Below are 19,900 nucleotides of genomic sequence, written 5' to 3' on the forward strand. Positions count from 1 at the left end.
GAGGCCAGTTTTCCAAAGTTTGGCGGTGTGGCCAGACCATGGGATTCCGAAAGCTGGGTTTGGCCAGCGGGCGTTTTGCCTTGGCGGACAAAATCAGCGCCTCCCTAGTCCGGCAGGCTGACCACCGGTACGAAGCCGCCGAAGATCATGCGCTTGCCATCGAAGGGCAGCTCGCTGGCGGCGTCCATGCGCGGATCTTTCATAACTTTTTCCATGCCAGCATCGCGGGTGGCCTTGTCGGGCCATTCGATCCATGAGAACACCACGGATTCGTCCTGCTTCGCCTGCACCGCGCGGCGGAAATCGGTGAGCTTGCCGTCGGGCACGTCGTCACCCCAGCACTCCACCACTCGGATGGCGCCAAACTCCACGAAAATGGTGTCGAAGGTACCGGCGTACTCGATGAATTTCTCGCGGTTGGCATTGGGTATGGCGATCACGAAACCATCGATGTAGGACATGGCAGTTTCCCCAGGTGGAGGGGCGGCCAACACGACCGCCTTCATGTATGCGACGAATGAACATGCGCGGAGTCGACACTGAACCGATCTTCGACCAGCCGTACATACATTGGTGTCATGCGCATATGTGGGCATGACCACCGCCCATGACTTCAGGCCCATGTACTACTGTTAACTTCGCACTATGGTTCACTCCAAGGTAACCGGCAGTGCGGGTGAGCCGTGGACGACAACACCAGCTATCTGAAGAAATTCCAGAAGGAGCTGTCCTCGGGCACCGTGTCGCTGGTGCTGCTGGCGGTGCTCGGGCAGGCGCGGCAGCCCATGTACGGTTACCAGATCGCGAAGCGGTTGGAGGATGTGGGCGAGGGCGTGCTGGCGGGGAAGCAAAGCGCGCTGTATCCCGTGTTGCGCAATCTGGAAGCGGCCGGACTGCTCGCCAGCGAGGTCGAGCCGTCGGTCAGTGGGCCGCCGCGACGCTATTACCGCATTACGAAGCCGGGGCGCGAAGTACTGCGCGACTGGGTGGATGCCTGGAACGCCACGCGCGATTCCGTCGATGCCGTCTTGCAAGGAGGGGTGTAATGAACGCACCACGCACGATCGCCGAGTATCTCAATCAGTTGCGGGCCGCCTTGCGCGGCGCGGATCCGGCGTTGGTCCAGGATGCGCTGTACGACGCGGAGGAACACCTGCGCGCCGAGCTGGCGGAAAACCCGCAGCGTAGCGAAGCGGAGATGTTGGCCCATGTGGTCGGCACCTATGGCGCACCCGAAGAAGTGGCGGACATCTATCGCGACCAGGAGATCAAGATCCAGCGCGCGCTGCGTCCGCCGCCGCCGCCCAAACGCCGTTCCGCACTGGGCCGCTTCTTTGGCGTGGCTGCGGATGCACGCACCTATGGCGCCTTGTTCTACATGTTGCTTTCGCTGGCCACTGGCATTTTCTACTTCACCTGGGCGGTCACCGGCATTTCGCTGTCGGCAGGTCTCTCCGTGTTGATCATCGGCCTGCCTTTCATCGTGCTGTTCTTCGGCAGCGTGCGCGTGTTGTCCCTGATGGAAGGACGCATCGTTGAAACCATGCTGGGCATGCGCATGCCGCGCCGCCCGGTATATGCCGCGCCGCAAGTGGGACTGATGAAGCGCATCGGCCGAATGTTCACCGACCTGCATACGTGGACGACCATCTGCTACATGTGGCTGATGCTGCCGCTGGGCATCGTGTACTTCACGCTGGCGGTCACCTTGCTGGCGGTGTCCGTCGCCTTCATTGCCTCGCCTGTCGCGCTGGCTTTCGATCACGGCGTGTTTGGCGATTGGTTTGTCGATGGCCAGCCGCTGATCAACTGGGGCACCGGTTTCCACGAGGTGGGCTGGTTCGATGTAGGCATCCTCTGCGTGATAGGCATCGTGTTGCTGTTCGCCACGCTGCATCTGGCACGCGCGCTGGGCATCATGCACGGCCATATCGCCAAGCACATGCTGGTGCCGCGGGAAGCGAACTGAGCGCCATCGACCGGCCCCGGGAGGCCAAGGCATGACCATGCTCGAAGCACTCGCCGGCGAATGGTCCGGCGACGAAGAGATCGCCACTACGCGCTGGGGGCAGGGTGGGCCGGCTACGGGTTTCATCAAGGCCAGGATCGACCTTGGTGGCCGGGCCCTGGTCCAGGATTACCGGGAAGAGCGCGACGGCAAGCTGTCCCTGCAGGCACACGCCGTTTTCGTCGCGGGTCCCGAGCACGATCAATACAGCCTGTACTGGTTCGACAGCTACGGTTTCGTCCCCGGTGCTCCCGCGCCCGGACTGTGGGATGGACAGCGTCTCACCTTCGTGCGCAGCTCGCCGCGTGGACAGACACGGCACATCTACGCGTTCGAAGGCGAGGATGTGCTGACGCTACGCCTCGAAAGCTCGTTCGATGGCGGCGTGAGCTGGGAGCGCGTGATGGATGGGCGGTATCGGCGCGTTGCCGGGTAGACGAAATGCTTCTGTGGGAGCGCACCCTGTGCGCGACAGCTCCACGGCGGCAAGGTCATGGCTCTGCGGTCGCGCACTAGGTGCGCTCCCACAACTGCGGGGCCGGCAAGTGCTTCTATAGGAGCGCACCCAGTGCGCGAAAAGCCTGCGGAGCATTGAAGCCGCAGTCTGCGAACGCGCATTGGGTGCGCCCTGCAAGGAGCGGCGTGGTCAGCTAAACGAGCTGCAAGTCCCGAGGCCGCGCGTCGGGGAATACGGCCTGCAATTGACTGCCGGACAACCCCCACGTACGCGCCAACAGGCCACCGAGCATGTCGCGGTAGTTGGTGAGCACCGGATAGTCACGGTTCTGCAGCAGGGTCTGCGCGCTGATGGCTATCTGCTCGCCGGCGATGCGTCCGCCGTTGATCTTGCCGCCCAGCACCCAGTAAACCGTGCCGTGCCCGTGGTCCGTTCCCTTGTTGCCGTTTTCGCGGAAGGTGCGGCCGAATTCGGAGACGACGACCACCACGGTGTTGTTCCACTCATCGCCCAGCGCATCGGCATAGGCGGCGAGCCCCATGCCGAGGTTGGCGAGATTGTTGGCGAGCGGCCCTGTAGTGTTGCCCTGGTTGACGTGCGTATCCCAGCCGCCCACATCGACGAAGCCCAGCCGGTACTGATCGCGCATCATCGTGGCGATGCGTTGGGTCTCCGCGGCGAAGTTCTTCGCATTCGGCGCGCCGCGGTTCGCCTTCATCATCTCGTCCTGCAATTCCCTGGAGACGGTCTGGCGAAGTTCCAGTCCGTCCGAAGCAGCCGAAGCAAGCGAAGTATCCTTGTACATCCCTGCGAGAATGCCGGCCTGGCGCGTATCGAATACGGGCTTGGTGTTGCCGCGCAGCGACAGGTTGGGAATGTCGTGCGAGGCGCCCTGGAATGTCAGCGGCAACGCATCGGTGAAGGCGATGGAAGGCACGCTGCGCATCTGACCGGAAAGGCGCGCCATGAAACCCGAGCGGTAATCGCTGCGCTGGTTGCCGGCTTGGCCGGATTCGATGTTGTCCTGTGTTTCGAAATGGCTGCGCGAGAGGTCGTCGGTGCCGGCAAAAGGCACGAAGGCTACCTGCCGTTTCTGCCACAGCGGATAGATGGAATCGCGCAGTACGGGGTTGAGTCCCCACTGGCCGTCGAGCGCGATGGCGCTGTTGGCGTTGCTCGCATCCGGCCTGGCAATAGCCAGCGTGGGGCGCGATTCGTAGTAGAAGTCGCTGCCGCAGGGCACCAGCAGGTTGTTGCAGTCGTAGCCGCCACGCAGGAATACCAGCAGGAAGCGCGGCGCACTGGCAGGCCCCGCAAACAGCCGTCCGGAGAACGAAAGCGCCGGAGCGGCCAGGGCGCTGGCTGCGGCGGCACGGAGGAAATCGCGTCGCTTCATGGATGGACCTCAGCGATAGTTGAAGTCGGGCGAGGAGAGCAGGAACGTATTCCACTCCTGCTGCGAGGTGGCCTTGGCCAGCGCGTCGCGCGTGGGCGCACTCAGGTAGGGATCGAACGTGTCGTAGTAGAGGCGGGTGGTGAGCATCGGAAAATCACCGCCGTTGCGCGGCAGGCCTTCGGGCGTCAGCAGGCGGTTGTTGCCGGTGCCGATCGCGCCGGCGATCTCGAAGCGTTTGGCCATCTGTCCGGAACTGGACCATCCGCTTGCATCCAGCGGCCAGCCGTCTGGCGTCAGTCGTCCAAACACCGGCTCGCCGAGCTGGTTGAGCCAGTTGATCAGGGGCTTGGCGTTGGCCAACGGCTTGCCGTCGTAGGCCACGCGTACCGAGGACACCACAAACTGCATCGGGTCCTTGAACTTCTTCCCGTAGCTGGTGGAAAGCTCCTTGGATTCGAGCATGGTGCGCATCACTTCGGCGATATCACCGTCGGTGCGCTGGAAGGTATGCGCCATCTTTGCCACCAGCGCGGGCGGCGGATCGTCCGCCACGAAATAGGCGGCCAGCTTCCGTGAGATGAACTGCGCGCAGGCGGGTTGGCGGGTGATCAGTTCCACGGCCTGTTCCACCTCGTTGAAACCCGAGCCCCGGATCTTCTGGCCCAGCAACACCTTGTCGCTGTAGTCATGGCGCATCGGGTTGAATTCGAACAGGCCGTTGCGCACGAACTGGGCGGCGAAGCGCGGATGCCGGTCCAGCACGGGCCGGTCGCGCAACGGGGCTACGCCCGAGCCAGTGAGGATCAGCGCGAGCTGCTGCACGTCCTGTTGCGTGTAACCGGAGCCCACGCCTAGCGTGTGCAACTCCATCAGTTCGCGCGCGTAGTTCTCGTTGACATGGCCCTTGGCGTTCTGCGCATTGTCGAGAAACTCCATCATGGCCGGGCTTTGCAGCGTCGCCATCACCAGGTCGCGGAACTTGCCGAGCGCGTGCGGGCGGATGGATTCCTGCGCATAGTCGGCGGCCACCCAGCGCACTCGCCCCTTGGCGCCATAGATACTGAAGTGGTTGAGCCAGAACCACACCATCTGCTCTTTCAGCTGGTTCGGTCCATAGATGGCGTGCAGCAGTTCAATCTGTTGCGCCTGCTGAAGCAGCAGGTTGGCATGCTCCTGCTGTGCCTTCTTCGCGGCGGTCTTGTCGTCGCCATCGGGCATCGCCTTGAGCTTCTCCTGCTCGTCGCGCAGGCCGGCCAGTAATTGTCCGGTCGGCGTGCTGGCTACCTCGAAGCCATTGATCAACGCCTGGATCTGCGGAGGCAGGGCATCGCTCCCCTTGTCGTCCAGCTGCTGGTCGAGATAGCGCGAGCGGCCCAGGTCGCGATAGCGCGCCACCGTGGCGCTGTCCAGATCGAACCCGTCGCGCCGGAGCCAGTCGACGTCGTCCTGCGATAGCGCCTGAGGAGAGCGGGCGATCGCGGCGCCGGGTCCGATGGCGAGTACCAGGGTGGCGGCGGCCAGCAGGGGCCGAAGGGAGCCGTGGGTGGGCTTCGTGGCTACACGCATGCGTCTGGGCTTCCGGTGGCGGGCGAACGATGGCCGTGCTGGGCACTGTTAACGCGGCAGCTCGTACCCGGCTTACCGGAGGCCGGGGGATATTTGACGGGGATTCATGCGGGTGGCCAGCTGCACCGGCGGGTCGGTCGCCAGGGCGGCTAAAACTCGTCGACGATTTCGACGACGGCGCCCAGCAGAGAGGCTTCCACTTCGGTCACGGCGCGTACGGCGTCCGCGTGGAGGTTGTCGGAAGCCAGCACTTCGATCAGGAACAGATCGCTGCCGTTGTCGTCCACCAGTTCGCTCGAACTGGAATCATCGCGCAGGTAAGACGCCGGCTCCTCCAGCTCCTCCACGCGCTCGATGCCGTCGATGCCATGGAGTGTGCTGAGCAGGGCATCCGCGTCGTCGCGGCTGCCGGTCATGCGGATGCGGATGGTGGGCACGGTTGGCGGATCCCTGTAGACACGAGGTTATGCTGGCGCAGCAGATGTTCAGGGCAAGTGATCGGCGAATGCTGGGCTAACATTCGCGCATCGATCGAGGAGATTGCCGTGCCGAAGATTTACGACCGCGCCTATTTCGACAAGTGGTATCGCCATCCCGACCATTCGGTCGCCTCGCCCGGCGAGCTGCGGCGCAAGGTGGCGATGGTGGTGGCGCAGGCGGAGTACTACCTGGGGCGCCCCATTCGCAACGTGCTGGACGTCGGCTGCGGCGAAGGCGTGTGGCGTGCGCCGCTGCGGGCACTGCGGCCGGGCGTGCATTACCAGGGCCTGGATGCCAGCGAATATGCGGTCGCCCGTTTCGGCCGCAGCCGCAACATCGGCCTCGCGCGTTTCGGCCAGCTGGAATACCTGCGGTTCGATCATCGCTTCGACCTGATCGTCTGCACGGATGTGCTGCATTACCTGAAGCCCGCGGAAATGCGCGCGGGGCTCGCCGGCATCAGCGATATGCTCGAAGGCGTGGCCTTCCTTGAAGTTTTCACCAGTCGCGACGGCGTGGACGGCGACATGGAAGGTTTTCATTCGCGCACGCCGTCGTGGTATCTGCGCGCTTTCGCGCAGGCCGGGCTGATGCCGTGCGGTTCGCATTGCTACCTGGGGCCGAGGTTGGAGCGCCGCATCGCTGCGCTGGAGCGGGCGCAGCTGTCTGCATGAGGGCGGGCTGCAATCGCGCACTGCGTGAGCTCCTGCAGTAGCCCTGAGATTTCCGGCTGGTCGTTCCCGCTGTTGTGGGGCCAACCCTGTGCGCGACAAACCTGCGGAGCCGTGAATACGAGGCGCCGCGGTCGCGCACAGGATGCGCTCCCACAATATCCAGGCAGGTACGGTCTTTGCCGTTGTAGGAGCGCACCCAGTTCGCGATAGGTGCATCCCGCAGCGGGACCAGGTGAAGCGGCAAGAAGGTGGACTGCGATCGCGCACTGGGTGCGCTCCTGCAAGGAGCCGACCGCTCAGATCTCGAGGTGCGCCCGCAACGCCACGAATCGTGCGGGGCCGCGGTCGCGGTTGTAGCCAGGGTTGCGGACGTACTGCAGGTCGGGGCTTAGCGTAAGGTGCTTGAACGGCGAGTAGCTGTAGTAGGCCTCCACGATCTGCTCATGCCCGTAATTCAGCCGGCCGTCGCCGAGCACGAAGCCTTCGCCGCCCAGTGCGAGATAGTCGCGATGAGCGGGCGAGAGGCCATCGATGGCGACCGCGATGGACAGATGGTCTTGCGGCCGCGCCCAGTGTGCGCCAGAGAGCTGGAATCCCCCGCTGAGCGAGCGATCCACTTCGGTGAACACGAAGGACTCGGTGCGGCCGTCGTTCCATCCGGCGCGCATGAAGAGGCCCGTATCACCCTGGTCGGCCAGTGGAAGTTCGCCGTTCGCCGCAAAGCCGTATTTGTGGCGGCCGCGCGCATCGTCCGCGACGATGTCGGGCGGGTTGGCGGTGGCGATGGCCTCGGCGATCGCGTCGCGATAGATGCCCATGTGCGCGTCGTTGCGGAAGGTGAGCAGCCGCAACGCCCATCCATCGGCTTGTGGCTGCAGGGTCAGCTCAAGCTGCTGTCCGTTGGAATCGCCCAGCGACGAAACCAGCTTCTGGCCATTGGCTTCATACGGCATGCGATACATGCCGTAGCGCAGCGTCCATGTCGGATTGACCCACGCGATCATCACGCCGTCGGTATAGCCACGCGTGTCGGCGGCGAAGTCCCAGGCCGTGCTGTTGAACAGCGACCAGTCCATGAATTGCGTGCGCGTGCCACCGGCGTAACGGTTCTTGTCGAAGTCGTCGCTCACGGCCATCTTGCCGATCTTCACGTCGATGCGCTGCGTGGCTTCCTTGCCGCGCAGCTGATCCTGCGCGCGCTCCACGTCGTCGGTCTCCTCACCCAGCGGCAACGACCAGCGCAGGTAGCGCCGCGCGACATAGGGCTTCTTCGGTAGTCCCGCGCTACCCGAACGGATCACGTCACCGTTGGTGAGTCCGCCCAGGCCGGTGGCGCCGGAGACGCCTTCGCCCTTGAACATTTCCACGTCGAAGTAGAACTGAAGGTGCAGCGGCAGGTTCACGCCGAAGTAGGCGCCGAAGGTATGCGAACGCTCGGTGTCGCCCTGTGCCCTCAGGCTCAGTTCGCTCGCGTAAGGCGAGTGCAGCGAATACTGGTGTTGGTCGATGAAGGTGTATTGCGCGCCGAGCCACTGCGGAATGAAGAGCTTGTCTTCATCGGCGCGCGACATCAACGGGATGGCGGCCACGCAGGCGGCCAGGAGGAAATGCAAGTTCTTCATTGCTCAGTCCGTGCAGGGGCACGGAGTGAGCGGACATCAAGCCAGGATGCCGCTCACGGCCGCGCCGTGATCATCAGGTTGTGGTGCCCCCGGCTGCATACGCAGGCCATGCGGGCACGACTGGCAGGGTCGCTGTCCATGGGAAGTGTGATTTCTGTAAGGCCCCGGGATCGAGGCGCGCGCATGGTGACTATGCACCGGCGGTGTGTCAACGCTTTTTCAGCCGTTGGCCCAAGAAAAAGGCCACCTTGCGGTGGCCTTTCTCCGTGCAACGATGGCGAAGCCGATCAATTCGCCGAGCGCGACGCCTTCTTGCGATCGTTCTCGGTGAGGTGCTTCTTGCGCATGCGGATTTCCTTCGGCGTGACTTCGACCAGCTCGTCGTCGTCGATGAAGTCCAGCGCCTGCTCCAGCGAGAATTTGGTCGCCGGGGTGAGCTGGATCGCATCGTCCTTGCCGGAGGCGCGCATGTTGGTCAGCGGCTTGGGCTTGATGGCGTTGACGGTGAGGTCGTTGTCCTTGGCGTGGATGCCGATCAGCTGGCCTTCGTACACCGAGTCGCCCTCGGCGGCGAACAGCTTGCCACGATCCTGCAGCGGTCCGAGCGAGTAGGCCGGGGTGGTGCCGCCGGCGTTGGCGATCATCACGCCGTTGAGGCGCTTGGCGATCGCGCCGACTTCCATCGGGCCGTAATGGTCGAACACGTGGAACAGCAGGCCCGAACCCTGGGTGAGGGTCTTGAACTGGTTCTGGAAGCCGATCAGGCCACGCGCCGGGATCATGTATTCCAGGCGCACGCGACCCTTGCCGTCCGGCTCCATGTTCTTGAGCTGGCCCTTGCGGATGCCCAGGCGCTCCATCACCGGACCCTGGTGGATTTCTTCCAGGTCGACCACCAGCTGCTCGATCGGCTCCATCTTCTGGCCGTCGATTTCCTTGATGATCACTTCCGGACGCGACACGGCCAGCTCGTAGCCTTCGCGACGCATGTTTTCGATCAGCACCGACAGGTGCAGCTCGCCACGACCCGACACCAGGAATTTGTCGGCGTCGGAACCGTCTTCCACGCGCAGTGCCACGTTGTGCACGGTCTCGCGCTCAAGGCGCTCGCGCAACTGGCGGCTGGTGAGGAACTTGCCGCCGGAGAGGTCCTTGTTGCCGACGAACGGCGAGTTGTTGACCTGGAAGGTCATGCTGATCATCGGCTCGTCAACGGTCAGCGGCGGCAGCGCTTCGGGCGTGTCCAGCGCGGTGACGGTGTCCGAAATGGTCAGCTCGGGGATGCCCGAGATGGCAATGATGTCGCCGGCTTCGGCGGTTTCCTGCTCGATGCGCTCCAGGCCGAGGAAGCCGAGCACCTGGGCGACCTTGCCCTGGCGCTTCTTGCCGTTGCGGTCGATCACGGCCACCGGCATGTTCTTCTTCAGCGTGCCGCGCTGGATGCGGCCGATGCCGATGATGCCGACGAAGTTGTTGTAGTCCAGCTGGCTGATGCGCATCTGGAAGGCGCCTTCCGGATCGACGTCCGGCTTGGGCGCGTGCTGCATGATCGCTTCGTACAGCGGGGTCATGTCGCCTTCGCGCACGTTCTCGTCGAGCGAGGCGTAGCCGTTGAGGGCCGAGGCGTAGACGATCGGGAAGTCCATCTGCTCATCGGTGGCGCCGAGGCGCTCGAACAGATCCCACACCTGCTCGACCACCCACTCCGGACGGGCGCCCGGACGGTCAACCTTGTTGACGACCACGACCGGCTTGAAGCCCATCGCGAACGCCTTCTGCGTCACGAAGCGCGTCTGCGGCATCGGGCCGTCCATGGCGTCCACCAGGATCAGCACGGTGTCGACCATCGACAGCACGCGCTCCACCTCGCCGCCGAAGTCGGCATGGCCTGGGGTGTCGACGATGTTGATGCGGTTCTTGGTGCCGGTCTTCTTGTCTTCCCAGGTGATGGCCGTGTTCTTGGCCAGGATCGTGATGCCACGCTCCTTTTCCTGGTCATTGCTGTCCATCACGCGCTCGGCCAGCACGGTGCGCTCATTGAGCGTGCCGGACTGTTTCAGCAGCTGATCGACGAGCGTGGTCTTGCCGTGGTCGACGTGGGCGACGATGGCGATATTGCGCAGATTTTCGATGGACATGAGATGGGCTCGGGCGGCCGTGGGCCGTCGCGTGAAGTTTCAGTAGGGATAACTCCGGAATTATACGGGGTTATGTGACAGCTTGCTTGTACCCCCTTAACAAATCCGTTCAGGCATAGAAAGCGGCCCGCCGAGGGGAGCCTGGCGGGCCGAAGGGGAGAGGCGCGGAAGGGGTTGAGACGCCCGTCGGCTCAGACCAGGCCGGTAAGGGTGTAGGCCAGGATCACCACGAACACCGCCAGGGTCTTGATGACCGTGATGGCGAAAATGTCCCGGTAGGACTGGCGGTGGGTGAGCCCGGTGACCGCCAGCAGGGTGATCACCGCGCCGTTGTGGGGCAGGGTGTCCATGCCGCCCGAGGCCATCGCGGCCACCCGATGCAGCACTTCCATGGGGATGCCGACCGCCTGGGCGTTGTGGATGAAGGTGTCGGCCATGGCGGCCAGGGCGATGCTCATGCCGCCCGAAGCCGAGCCGGTGATGCCGGCCAGGGCCGTGACGGTCACGGCTTCGTTCACCAGCGGATGGGGAATGGCATGCAGGGCGTCGGCAATCAGCCGGAAGCCGGGCAGGGCCGCGATGACGGCGCCGAAGCCGTATTCCGATGCGGTGTTCATCGATGCCAGCAGCGCGCCGCCGACCGCCGCCTTGCTGCCTTCCACGAAGCGCCCGGTCACCGGTCGCCAGGCGAACGCCAGCACGCACACGATGCCCACCAGCAGCGCGCCTTCCACGGCCCAGATCGCGGCGACCCTGGAAATTTCCTGCACCACCGGCCTGGCGTCGCCGATGACGGCAGGCACGAACGCATGACTGGCGCCGTAGATGCGCGGAATGGCATCGCCCAGCAGCTTGTTGAGCACGCCCACCAGCACCAGCGGCAACAGGGCGATGGCCGGATGCGCCAGCTTGTCGCCTTCGAACGCCACCGGTTCATTGACCAGCTCCGTGCCGTAGCCTTCGCCCGCGGCAGCCGCCTTGCGACGCTGCGATTCCAGGTAAAGCATGCCCACCACCAGGATGAACACCGCGCCCAGCGTGCCCAGCCACGGTGCCGCCCACGCATTGGTGCCGAAGAAGGAGGTGGGAATGATGTTCTGGATCTGCGGCGTGCCTGGAAGCGAATCCATGGTGAAGGTAAAAGCGCCCAGCGCAATGGTGCCGGGAATGAGCCGCTTGGGAATGTCCGACTGGCGGAACAGTTCCGCCGCGAACGGATACACCGCGAACACCACTACGAACAACGACACGCCGCCATAGGTGAGCAGCGCACACACGATCACGATGGACAGCATGGCGCGACTGCGGCCGAGCAGCCCGATGGTGGCGGCGACGATGGAGCGCGAGAAGCCGGAGAGTTCGATGACCTTGCCGAACAACGCGCCCAGCATGAATACCGGGAAATACAGCTTGAGGAAGCCGACCATCTTGTCCATGAAGAGGCCGGTGAACATCGGCGCGACCAACGACGGATCGGTCAGCAGCACCGCACCCAGCGCCGCCACGGGCGCGAACAGGATCACGCTGTAGCCGCGATAGGCCGTTAGCATGAGAAAACAAAGCGCGGCCAGCACGATCAGAAATGCCATCGACCCATCCCCGGACACCCCTCATGGGCATCGTCGTGCGGCGAGTATCCGGACGCCGTGCCGCGCGCGGCACTGTACGAAGGTACAAGTGTGGGCGTGAGGGCGCGTGCCTAAGCTCCGTGGCATTCGGCATTCCGGGTAGCGGGATGCGTCAAAGCGAGGGGAGCTATGAAACGCACGCATCTGAGTATGGCGATCGGTCTTGCGGTTGGGCTGTGCAGTCCGTGGGTGGCGAACGCCGACGAGGCACCGCAGAGCACTGCAGCGCCCGCCACGACGGCGAAGGCGTCTGACGCCAAGCAACTGGAAGGCGTGAAGGTGACCGCACGCAAGCGCGAGGAGTCGCTGCAGGACGTGCCGATTGCCGTCAGCGCGTTCACCGCGCAGACGCTGTTCAAGCAGAACGTGCAGAACCTGGCCGACCTGCAGGGCAAGGTTCCGTCGTTGCAGATCTATGCGGCGCGCGGCTCCAACACCACGCTCACTGCGTACATCCGCGGCGTGGGCCAGGCGGACCCCACCTGGGGCTTCGATCCGGGCGTGGGCATCTATCTCGATGACGTTTACATGGCGCGGCCGCAGGGCACCGTGCTCGATGTGTTCGACACCAACCGCATCGAAGTGCTGCGCGGCCCGCAGGGTACGCTGTACGGCAAGAACACCATCGGCGGCGCCATCAAGTACGTGTCCAATCCGCTGCCCACGCAGACCACGGGTGCGGTGGAAGGCACGGTGGGCACGCATGGCGAGAAGGACGTGAAAGCGAGTGTCGGCGGCGCCACCGACGACGGCGTGTGGCGTGGCCGCATCGCCTATGCCAGCAGCCACAACGACGGCTACGGCACCGACGTGCTCACCGACAGCCGCAACGGCAACAAGAACAGCAACGCGGCCCGTGCATCGCTGGGCTTCTTCCCGTCGTCGAACTTCAATGCGCAGCTGTCGGTGGATGGCCTGCGCGACAACTCCAATCCGCGCGGCGCCAAGATGCTCGCGGTCAACAAGCTGGACCCTGCCTACCAGCCGCTGTCCAGCGACTACGACACGCGCAGCGGCATGCCGGCGCTCAACTACACCACGCTGTGGGGCACCGCGCTGACGCTCAACTGGATCGTCAACCAGGACTGGACGCTCAAATCCATCTCTGCCTATCGCGGCTCATCCACCGACACCAACATCGACTTCGACACGCTGCCCGAAAAGATCGCTGACGTGAACGCGGTCTACAAGGATCACCAGTTCACCCAGGAATTCCAGGCGAACTACGACAACGGCGGATCGGTGCACGGCGTGTTCGGCCTGTTCTACTTCGACGGCACTGCCAAGGGCTACATCCACAACATCTTCCTTGGCTCGCCACCGTACTACCCGCTGCTGTCGCAATACGGCGGCACCGGCGGCGACATCGGCACCAAGAGCTACGCCGGCTACGGCGACTTCACCTGGGACATCAGCCAGCAGTGGAGCCTGGATGTTGGCCTGCGTTACACCAGCGAGAAGAAGTCGGCAGTCATCCAGAACTACGCCTACTCCAACGACACCTTCACCACGCCGGTGGGCACGCTGGCGGACTTCAGCGGATCGCATACCTCGCACAACCTGTCGCCCAAGGTTTCGCTGGATTACTCGGCGACCGACCAGATCAAGCTCTACGCCAGCTACAGCCAGGGCTTCCACTCCGGCGGTTACAACATCCGCGCCAACTGCGTGGCGATTCCGGAGTCATGCCGTCCGATCGCCGACGAGAAGGTCACCTCGTACGAAATCGGCAGCAAGATGTCGTTCTTCGACGACACGCTGATGATGAACACGGCGCTGTTCCACAACATCTATTCGGACATCCAACTGTCGGTGTTCACGTCCTACACGCTGCCCAACGGCACGGAGGGCTTCTTCGGCGACTTCACCAACGCCGGCAAGGGCCACATCGACGGCTGGGAAGAAGAGTTCGCCTGGACTCCGGTAGAGAACTGGACCTTCAGCGGCAACTGGGCTTACCTGCATACCAAGTACACCGACTATGAAAGCCGTGGCGTCAACATCGCCGATTCGCAGCGCTTCACCAATGCACCGAAGTGGTCGGGCGGTCTGAACCTGGAGCACAGCATTCCGCTGGATAACGGTGGCAACCTCAGTGGCCGCATCAACTACACCTACCAGACCAGCGTGTATCCGGAGACGACGCTGTCGCCACTGATCATGCAGCCGGGTTACGGTCTATGGAACGCCGGTATCGTATGGCAGATCGACCAGCCGTGGACGTTGAGCCTGCAGGGCACCAACCTCGCCAACAAGTCGTATCGCACCACGGGCTACAACATCGCGGCGCTGGGCATCGTCACGGGTTTCTACGGCGCGCCGCGCATGGTGACGCTCACGGCCCGTTACACGTTCTGATCTTGCGAAGGGAGATGCGCATGCGACGTTTCACGGGTCTGATGGCTGCTCTGCTGATGCTGGGAGGCGTTGCGTATGCCGGTGATGCGCCGCGCTTGCCGGCACTGAAGCTCGATCCGGCGCGTGTGGCCGTAGCGGGCTTGTCGTCGGGTGGCTACATGGCCACGCAAGTGCAGATGACGTATCCGGAATGGTTTCCGTCGGCGGCGATCGTGGCCGGCGGTCCGTTCGGATGCGCCGGTGGGCGGCTCGATCTCGCCTTGAGCACCTGCATGAAGGGCGTGCCGGCGCCGGATGTGGCGGCGCTGGCGGCCAAGGCGAAGGAACGTTCGGCGAAAGGTGAGATTGGTGCGTTGAAGGATCTGGCGCACGGTCGTGTCTATCTTCTGCACGGCAAGGACGATGCGCTGGTGTCGCCGGCGGTGGCGGAAGCGGGCGCGCGTTTCTACGAGGCACTGCGCGACGGCGACCCTGCGCTCAAGGCGCTCGTGGTCAATGACGATGGCGCGCGCGCGTTTGCGCACAACCTGCCCATTGCCGCGACCGGCGATGATTGCGACAAGTCGGTATCGCCCTATCTCGGCCATTGTGGTTTTGATGCGGCGGGCGAGATCTTCCACCAGCTGTTCGGCAAGGCGCCGCGCAATGCGGGCGAAGCCAAGGGCGAGCTGCGCCGCTTCAACCAGGATGCGTATCGACCCGATGGTGCCGATGCGTTCCTTGCGTCGACTGGTTACGTGTACCTGCCGCCGGCTTGCCTCGGCGGCAAGCGCTGCGGTCTTCTGGTGGCTTTTCATGGTTGCAAGCAAAACGCGGATGCCGTTGGCGAGGCCTTCGTGAAAGACGCGGGCTTCAACCGCTGGGCGGACGCTTACGACGTTGCCGTCCTGTATCCTCAGACCCGCGCGAGCACCGCGCCCATGAATCCGCAAGCATGCTGGGACTGGTGGGGATATTCCGGAGACAACTACGACAGCCGCCAGGGCGTGCAGTTGCGCTGGCTGGTGGGCGCTGTCAACGCAATGGGTTTGTCGCACTGAGTGCGACTGACGCACCCAGCGTCTTGAGCTCCGGTGCCCCGCCGCCGCCGGTTGCCCGCATGCGCTCTCACCGTCATCCCGGCGAAAACCGGGATCCAGCGCCTTTTGCCGATACGCACGGAAAGACACCGGATCCCAGCTTCCGCTGGGATGACGTCAGGCGGAGGCGCGTTCACTTGCAACCGGCGACTTCGCTCAGCAAGCCAGCACTCGCATGCTGACCGCCAGCACCATCACCTTCGCCGCCCTCATCTGGCTTGGCCTGCTGTTCGGCGTGGCGCTGATCGGCGAGCGGCGCCCGCATCTGTTCGAGCGTCGCTGGTCCGTCGTCTATGCGCTTTCGCTGGCAATCCACTGCACGTCGTGGACGTTCTACGGCACCGTGACGCAAGCCAGTCGTTCCGGCTGGTGGTTGCCGCCCACGTTCGTGGGCGCGATCCTCATGTATGTGCTCGCCATCGGCGTGCTGCGGCGTCTGGTTCAATTGGCGCGCGACTACAACGCGGGCTCGCTGGCCGACCTCATTGCCGTGCGCCTTGGGCGCCACGCGGGGCTCGCTGCGCTAGTCACGGTAGTCGTGCTCATCGGTATCGTGCCTTACATCGCGCTGCAGCTGAAGGCGGTGGCGATGAGCTACGGCATGCTCAGCCGCGGACAGCTCACCGAGGCCGATCCCTGGCAGGACAGCGCGCTGTACGTGGCGCTGCTGATGGCGTTGTTCGCCATGCTGTTCGGCACGCGTCGTGCCTCCGCGATGGCGCACAACCGCGGTCTGGTGCTGGCGATGGCCTTCGAGTCGTTGTTCAAGATGGGCGCGATGCTGGCGCTGGGCACGCTGCTGCTCTCGCCGGCGAGCCAGGCGCTGCTGGAAAGCGCGCCAACGCAACACGACAGCACCGGCTTCCCCGCGTTGATCCTGCTTGGCGCGCTGGCGATGTTCACGCTGCCGCATCAGTTTCACGCCGGCGTGGTGGAGTGTCGTGACAGCTCGCACCTGCGCACGGCGCGCTGGCTGTTTCCGCTGTACATGCTGCTGATCTCGTTGCCGATCCTGCCGCTCGCACGCCTTGGCGATGCGTGGTTGGGGCCGGGCGGCGTACCGTCGGATCTGTACGTGCTGGCCCTGCCGCTGGCGCGTGGTCAGCACGTACTGGCGTTGCTCGCTTTCCTGGGTGGCCTTAGCGCCGCGACCAGCATGGTGGTGGTGGCCACGCTGGCGCTGAGCCTGATGATCGTCAACCACTTCATCGCACCGCTGCGCGTGCGGGCGGGCTGGGGCCGCGACGAACGTGGCGACCTGCGTGGCGAAGTGCTCACGCAGCGGCGCATCGCGATTCTCGCGGTGATCCTGCTGGCCTGGTGCTATAGCCGCGTGCTGGCACGCAACGATGCACTGGCGGACATCGGTGCGATTTCCTTCTCCGCGTTGGCGGGCCTCGCACCGGCGTTGCTCGCCGCGGTGTACCGGCCGCAGCTGGGTCCACGCGCCGTGGCCTGCGGGCTGGCTGTCGGCACGCTGGTCTGGCTGTATGTGTTGCTTCCCACGATGGAACCGCACGGACCGGCGTGGTGGCATGGTGGTCCGTTCGGCGTCGCGTGGCTGGCACCCGATGGCCTGCTTGGCCTTGCTGATTGGAGTCGCCTGTCGCGCGCCGTGGTTGCTGGCCTGATCGCCAACGTGGCCGTGATGATGGTGGTGGCGAGCTCGCGCTTCGGCCAGGCTCAGCGCGTCGCAAGCACGGGAGACATCGGCCTGGCCGAGTTGCGCGCGTTGGCGACGCGCTTTCTTCCGGGCGACCGTATCGCCTATCTGTTCGATGATGGGCCCACGCATGGCGTGGCAGGCCATGCGCGCGTGGCCGCGGTAGAGCATGAACTCGCCGCGGTGATCGGTGCGGCGTCGGCGCGACTACTGCTGGAAGTGATGCGCCAGCAGCGCCGCGAGGAGCTGGACACCGTCGCCGCCATCGTCGGCGAGGCCGCGCAGGATCTTCGCTTCAACCAGCGCGTGCTCGAAGCGGCGCTGGAGAACATGAGCCAGGGCATCTGCGTGGTCGATGCGGAGTTGCGTCTGGTTGCCTGGAACGGACGTTATGCGAGCTTGTTTGGTTACCCTGCCGGGCTGCTGCAGGTGGGACGACCGGTGGCCGATCTCACGCGTTACAACATCGAGCGGGGGATGGTTGGCGAGATATCCGTTGATGATGGCGTGCAGCGGCGATTGACCCACATGCGGGCAGGCACGCGGCATCTTTCCGAGCGCCGTTTCGCCGACGGCACCATCGTGGAGATCCGCGGAAACCCGATGCCGGGCGGCGGATTCGTGGCGACCTTCACCGACGTCACCGCGTTCCGGCAGGCGGAGGACGCGCTGAAGGCTTCCAACGAAACGCTGGAATTGCGCGTGGACGAGCGCACCCGCGCGCTGGCCGATGCCACGGCTGAGGCACAGCGTGCCAACCAGGCGAAAAGCCGATTCCTGGCGGCCGTAAGCCACGACCTGATGCAGCCACTGCATGCCGCGCAACTCTTCGCGCACACGCTTGCCGAGCGAGGCAGTGATGGCGAGACGGCGCGGCATCTGCATGGTGCGCTCTCGGCCACCGAAGGCCTGCTGGCGGGGCTGCTCGACATGGCGCGCCTGGAAGCAGGACGCCTGCAGGCACAGCCGCGAGACTTCGCGCTGGCCGACGTGTTTGATCCGCTCGCCGCGGAATTTCGCGCGATGGCCATGGATCGCGGCATTCGCTTCGACGTGGTCGGCAGCCGCCACTGGGTCCATTCCGATCCGCAACTGCTGCGCCGCGTGCTGCAGAACTTCCTGTCCAACGCGCTGCGCTATGCGGAAGGTGGCCGCGTCGTGCTGGGTGTGCGCCGCCACGGCGAGCGGCTGAAACTGCAGGTGTGGGACAACGGTCCCGGCATCGATCCGGGAGAGCAGCGCTGGATCTTCGATGAGTTCCGGCGCGGCAGTACGGCGGGCGGGCAGGGCCTGGGGCTTGGCTTGTCGATCGCACAACGCATGGCGGACCTGTTGGGTCATCCCATCGGCCTTCGTTCGTGGAGTGGAAGGGGCAGCGTGTTCGAGTTGTCTGTGCCGCGCGCGCAAGCGGTATCGCCACGGCGTGGTCCTGCCGTTGAGCCACAACCGCTTCCGGCAGGTCGCGCACTGGTGCTCGACAACGAACCTGCCGCGTTGTCCGCGCTGAGTGTCCTGCTGACCACTTGGGGTTGGCAGGTGCACGCCGCGCGCACCCTGGAACAGGCACGCGCGGCGCCGTGGTTGGCGGATCTCCACATCTTCGACTATCACCTCGACGCGGGGTGCACCGGGCTCGACGTGTTGCGGGAACTGGGTGCGCACGACGTGCCCACCGTCATCCTCACCGCTGACCGCGATGGCGAACTGCGCCAACGTCTGCTCGATCGCGGCATCGGTGTGCTGTACAAGCCGCTCAAGCCCCTGGCCTTGCGTCAGGTGTTGCAGCGTGTGGCGGTGGGAAGGCGGTAGCGGTTTGGTTTGTTGGATACAGGAATCGTCGCGGCGCTTTTTTTGGGGTGCCTTGAGGGCGATTGCAACGTACCGTCATCACCGCTCCGTTGGTTTTTCGCGCACTGGGTGCGCTCCTGCAGGGAGATGGCCCGATCCGTCGCGGCAGTCGGTCGGCATCGTCAAAGATTCGCACGCGGTCCTGAGAGACTTGGTCTGTTGCACGCGCGCTGCGCATCCGGCGGGTGCGGCGAAAACATCACTACAGCCGCGCCGAATCCGCCAGATCCAGCGACCGCAGCAACACGCCTGCCTGGGTTCGGTTGCGTACACCCAGCTTTTCGAAAATCGCGGTCACATGCGCTTTTACCGTGCGCTCCTGGATCGTCAGTCGATCCGCGATCTGCTTGTTGAGCAGGCCTTCGCCGAGCAGCGCCAGTACGCGGTATTGCTGCTCGGTCAGGCGCGCGAGTCGCGTGGCGAGGTCGATGTCGAGCGGGTCGATGGGCAGGGCGGCAATGGCCTGCGCCAGTCCCTGCGGCAGCCAGCTGCCGCAGTCGAGCACGCTGCGGATGGCGTCGGCGATCTCCGTCGGGCTCGCGCTCTTGGGGATGAAGCCGGACGCGCCGTGATCCAGTGCCCGGCGCACTGTGCGCGCCTCGTCATGCGCTGATACCACCAGCACCGCGACGCTGGGGTACTGCCCACGTAGAGTGGTCAGCCCCGACAGGCCCTGGCTGCCCGGCATATGCAGGTCCAGCAGAACCAGATCGATATCCGGGTCGTCGGCCAGCGCCTGCAGGACGCCGGCCAGATCGGCAGCTTCGAGCACGCTGCAATCGACCACGCTTTCGTTGGCGGCTTGCCGCAGTGCAGCGCGAAACAGCGGGTGGTCGTCGGCGATCAGCAGGCGTGTCATATCGCTGACGTTAGCCGGCCCGTGCGCCTGCGTCGAGATCAGAAAGTCACGTCATCACCCAACGGTGACCGCCGATATGCTGGACTTTCGTACGATGGCAGGTGCGTGCCTGCTTGTTATGGTG

Annotated in this window: 15 protein-coding genes and 1 pseudogene; 8 read left to right on the forward strand and 8 right to left on the reverse strand. The window is 64.5% G+C overall.

Going from position 1 to position 19,900, the window contains the following annotated elements; all coding sequences use genetic code 11:
* Positions 1-104 precede the first annotated feature (104 nt).
* On the reverse strand, positions 105-461 hold the full coding sequence (locus VFG49_RS00630; protein WP_324857335.1) for a DUF1428 domain-containing protein: 357 nt from the start codon (positions 459-461) through the stop codon (positions 105-107).
* A gap of 222 nt (positions 462-683) precedes the next feature.
* Between VFG49_RS00630 and VFG49_RS00635 the strand changes: the two genes are divergently transcribed.
* Genes VFG49_RS00635 through VFG49_RS00645 form a run of 3 tightly spaced genes read left to right on the forward strand, consistent with a single transcriptional unit; the run spans position 684 to position 2,444 of the window.
* The gene (locus VFG49_RS00635; protein WP_324857337.1) at positions 684-1,046 is read left to right on the forward strand and encodes a PadR family transcriptional regulator; all 363 of its coding nucleotides are present in this window, start codon (positions 684-686) and stop codon (positions 1,044-1,046) included.
* The gene (locus VFG49_RS00640) at positions 1,046-1,969 is read left to right on the forward strand and encodes a sensor domain-containing protein (RefSeq protein ID WP_324857339.1); all 924 of its coding nucleotides are present in this window, start codon (positions 1,046-1,048) and stop codon (positions 1,967-1,969) included. The genes VFG49_RS00635 and VFG49_RS00640 overlap by 1 nt, the downstream gene beginning before the upstream one ends.
* A gap of 31 nt (positions 1,970-2,000) precedes the next feature.
* Complete coding sequence (locus tag VFG49_RS00645) at positions 2,001-2,444, forward strand: DUF1579 family protein (RefSeq protein ID WP_324857341.1); 444 nt, start codon at positions 2,001-2,003, stop codon at positions 2,442-2,444.
* Positions 2,445-2,658: 214 nt separating this feature from the next.
* Here the strand turns inward: VFG49_RS00645 and VFG49_RS00650 are convergent, their stop codons facing one another.
* The 3 genes from VFG49_RS00650 to VFG49_RS00660 form a co-directional block, all read right to left on the reverse strand.
* Positions 2,659-3,861: a DUF1501 domain-containing protein gene (locus VFG49_RS00650; RefSeq protein ID WP_324857343.1), complete on the reverse strand. Its 1,203-nt coding sequence runs from the start codon at positions 3,859-3,861 to the stop codon at positions 2,659-2,661.
* Positions 3,862-3,870: 9 nt separating this feature from the next.
* The gene (locus VFG49_RS00655; protein ID WP_324857345.1) at positions 3,871-5,427 is read right to left on the reverse strand and encodes a DUF1800 domain-containing protein; all 1,557 of its coding nucleotides are present in this window, start codon (positions 5,425-5,427) and stop codon (positions 3,871-3,873) included.
* A gap of 149 nt (positions 5,428-5,576) precedes the next feature.
* A complete protein-coding gene (locus tag VFG49_RS00660) occupies positions 5,577-5,864 on the reverse strand; it encodes a hypothetical protein (RefSeq protein ID WP_324857347.1) in 288 nt (95 codons plus the stop codon).
* Between VFG49_RS00660 and VFG49_RS19195 the strand changes: the two are divergent.
* Both VFG49_RS19195 and VFG49_RS00665 read left to right on the forward strand, forming a co-directional pair.
* A pseudogene (locus VFG49_RS19195) lies at positions 5,864-5,944 on the forward strand (hypothetical protein); the annotation flags it as partial. The gene VFG49_RS00660 and the pseudogene VFG49_RS19195 sit on opposite strands and share 1 nt — an antisense overlap.
* A 28-nt stretch (positions 5,945-5,972) precedes the next feature.
* Positions 5,973-6,581 (forward strand): class I SAM-dependent methyltransferase, encoded by a 609-nt coding sequence (locus tag VFG49_RS00665; protein ID WP_324857349.1) that lies wholly within the window; start codon positions 5,973-5,975, stop codon positions 6,579-6,581.
* 296 nt (positions 6,582-6,877) lie between these two features.
* On the opposite strand, the gene VFG49_RS00670 is transcribed toward VFG49_RS00665, so the two are convergent.
* The 3 genes from VFG49_RS00670 to VFG49_RS00680 form a co-directional block, all read right to left on the reverse strand.
* Positions 6,878-8,203, reverse strand: a complete 1,326-nt coding sequence (locus VFG49_RS00670; protein WP_324857351.1) for a carbohydrate porin — start codon at positions 8,201-8,203, stop codon at positions 6,878-6,880.
* A 287-nt stretch (positions 8,204-8,490) separates the two neighbouring features.
* Complete coding sequence (gene typA, locus VFG49_RS00675; RefSeq protein WP_324857353.1) at positions 8,491-10,341, reverse strand: translational GTPase TypA; 1,851 nt, start codon at positions 10,339-10,341, stop codon at positions 8,491-8,493.
* Positions 10,342-10,532: 191 nt separating this feature from the next.
* A complete protein-coding gene (locus VFG49_RS00680) occupies positions 10,533-11,930 on the reverse strand; it encodes a GntP family permease (protein ID WP_324857355.1) in 1,398 nt (465 codons plus the stop codon).
* 168 nt (positions 11,931-12,098) lie between these two features.
* On the opposite strand from VFG49_RS00680, the gene VFG49_RS00685 reads away from it, so the two are divergent.
* The 3 genes from VFG49_RS00685 to VFG49_RS00695 all read left to right on the forward strand — a co-directional run bounded on the left by VFG49_RS00685 (position 12,099) and on the right by VFG49_RS00695 (position 18,878).
* Positions 12,099-14,327 carry a TonB-dependent receptor gene (locus tag VFG49_RS00685; RefSeq protein ID WP_324857357.1) on the forward strand — a complete coding sequence of 743 codons (2,229 nt, stop codon included), beginning with the start codon at positions 12,099-12,101 and terminating at the stop codon, positions 14,325-14,327.
* A gap of 20 nt (positions 14,328-14,347) precedes the next feature.
* Positions 14,348-15,367 (forward strand): PHB depolymerase family esterase, encoded by a 1,020-nt coding sequence (locus VFG49_RS00690; protein WP_324857359.1) that lies wholly within the window; start codon positions 14,348-14,350, stop codon positions 15,365-15,367.
* A 214-nt stretch (positions 15,368-15,581) separates the two neighbouring features.
* Positions 15,582-18,878: a hybrid sensor histidine kinase/response regulator gene (locus VFG49_RS00695; RefSeq protein ID WP_324857361.1), complete on the forward strand. Its 3,297-nt coding sequence runs from the start codon at positions 15,582-15,584 to the stop codon at positions 18,876-18,878.
* Between the two features lie 241 nt (positions 18,879-19,119).
* On the opposite strand, the gene VFG49_RS00700 is transcribed toward VFG49_RS00695, so the two are convergent.
* Entirely contained in the window at positions 19,120-19,776 is a 657-nt protein-coding gene (locus VFG49_RS00700; RefSeq protein ID WP_324857363.1) for a response regulator transcription factor, read from the reverse strand.
* Positions 19,777-19,900 lie beyond the last annotated feature (124 nt).

The organism is Dyella sp. (assembly GCF_035685885.1).
Classification (GTDB): domain Bacteria; phylum Pseudomonadota; class Gammaproteobacteria; order Xanthomonadales; family Rhodanobacteraceae; genus Dyella.

Bases quoted from the DNA above. Each gene is read 5' to 3' on its own strand.
- typA (WP_324857353.1), bottom strand. From the start codon at position 10,341: ATGTCCATCGAAAATCTGCGCAATATCGCCATCGTCGCCCACGTCGAC.
- VFG49_RS00700 (WP_324857363.1), bottom strand. From the start codon at position 19,776: ATGACACGCCTGCTGATCGCCGACGACCACCCGCTGTTTCGCGCTGCA.
- VFG49_RS00695 (WP_324857361.1), top strand. From the start codon at position 15,582: ATGCTGACCGCCAGCACCATCACCTTCGCCGCCCTCATCTGGCTTGGC.
- VFG49_RS00640 (WP_324857339.1), top strand. From the start codon at position 1,046: ATGAACGCACCACGCACGATCGCCGAGTATCTCAATCAGTTGCGGGCC.
- VFG49_RS00655 (WP_324857345.1), bottom strand. From the start codon at position 5,427: ATGCGTGTAGCCACGAAGCCCACCCACGGCTCCCTTCGGCCCCTGCTG.
- VFG49_RS00650 (WP_324857343.1), bottom strand. From the start codon at position 3,861: ATGAAGCGACGCGATTTCCTCCGTGCCGCCGCAGCCAGCGCCCTGGCC.
- VFG49_RS00690 (WP_324857359.1), top strand. From the start codon at position 14,348: ATGCGACGTTTCACGGGTCTGATGGCTGCTCTGCTGATGCTGGGAGGC.
- VFG49_RS00645 (WP_324857341.1), top strand. From the start codon at position 2,001: ATGACCATGCTCGAAGCACTCGCCGGCGAATGGTCCGGCGACGAAGAG.
- VFG49_RS00680 (WP_324857355.1), bottom strand. From the start codon at position 11,930: ATGGCATTTCTGATCGTGCTGGCCGCGCTTTGTTTTCTCATGCTAACG.
- VFG49_RS00685 (WP_324857357.1), top strand. From the start codon at position 12,099: ATGAAACGCACGCATCTGAGTATGGCGATCGGTCTTGCGGTTGGGCTG.
- VFG49_RS00630 (WP_324857335.1), bottom strand. From the start codon at position 461: ATGTCCTACATCGATGGTTTCGTGATCGCCATACCCAATGCCAACCGC.
- VFG49_RS00670 (WP_324857351.1), bottom strand. From the start codon at position 8,203: ATGAAGAACTTGCATTTCCTCCTGGCCGCCTGCGTGGCCGCCATCCCG.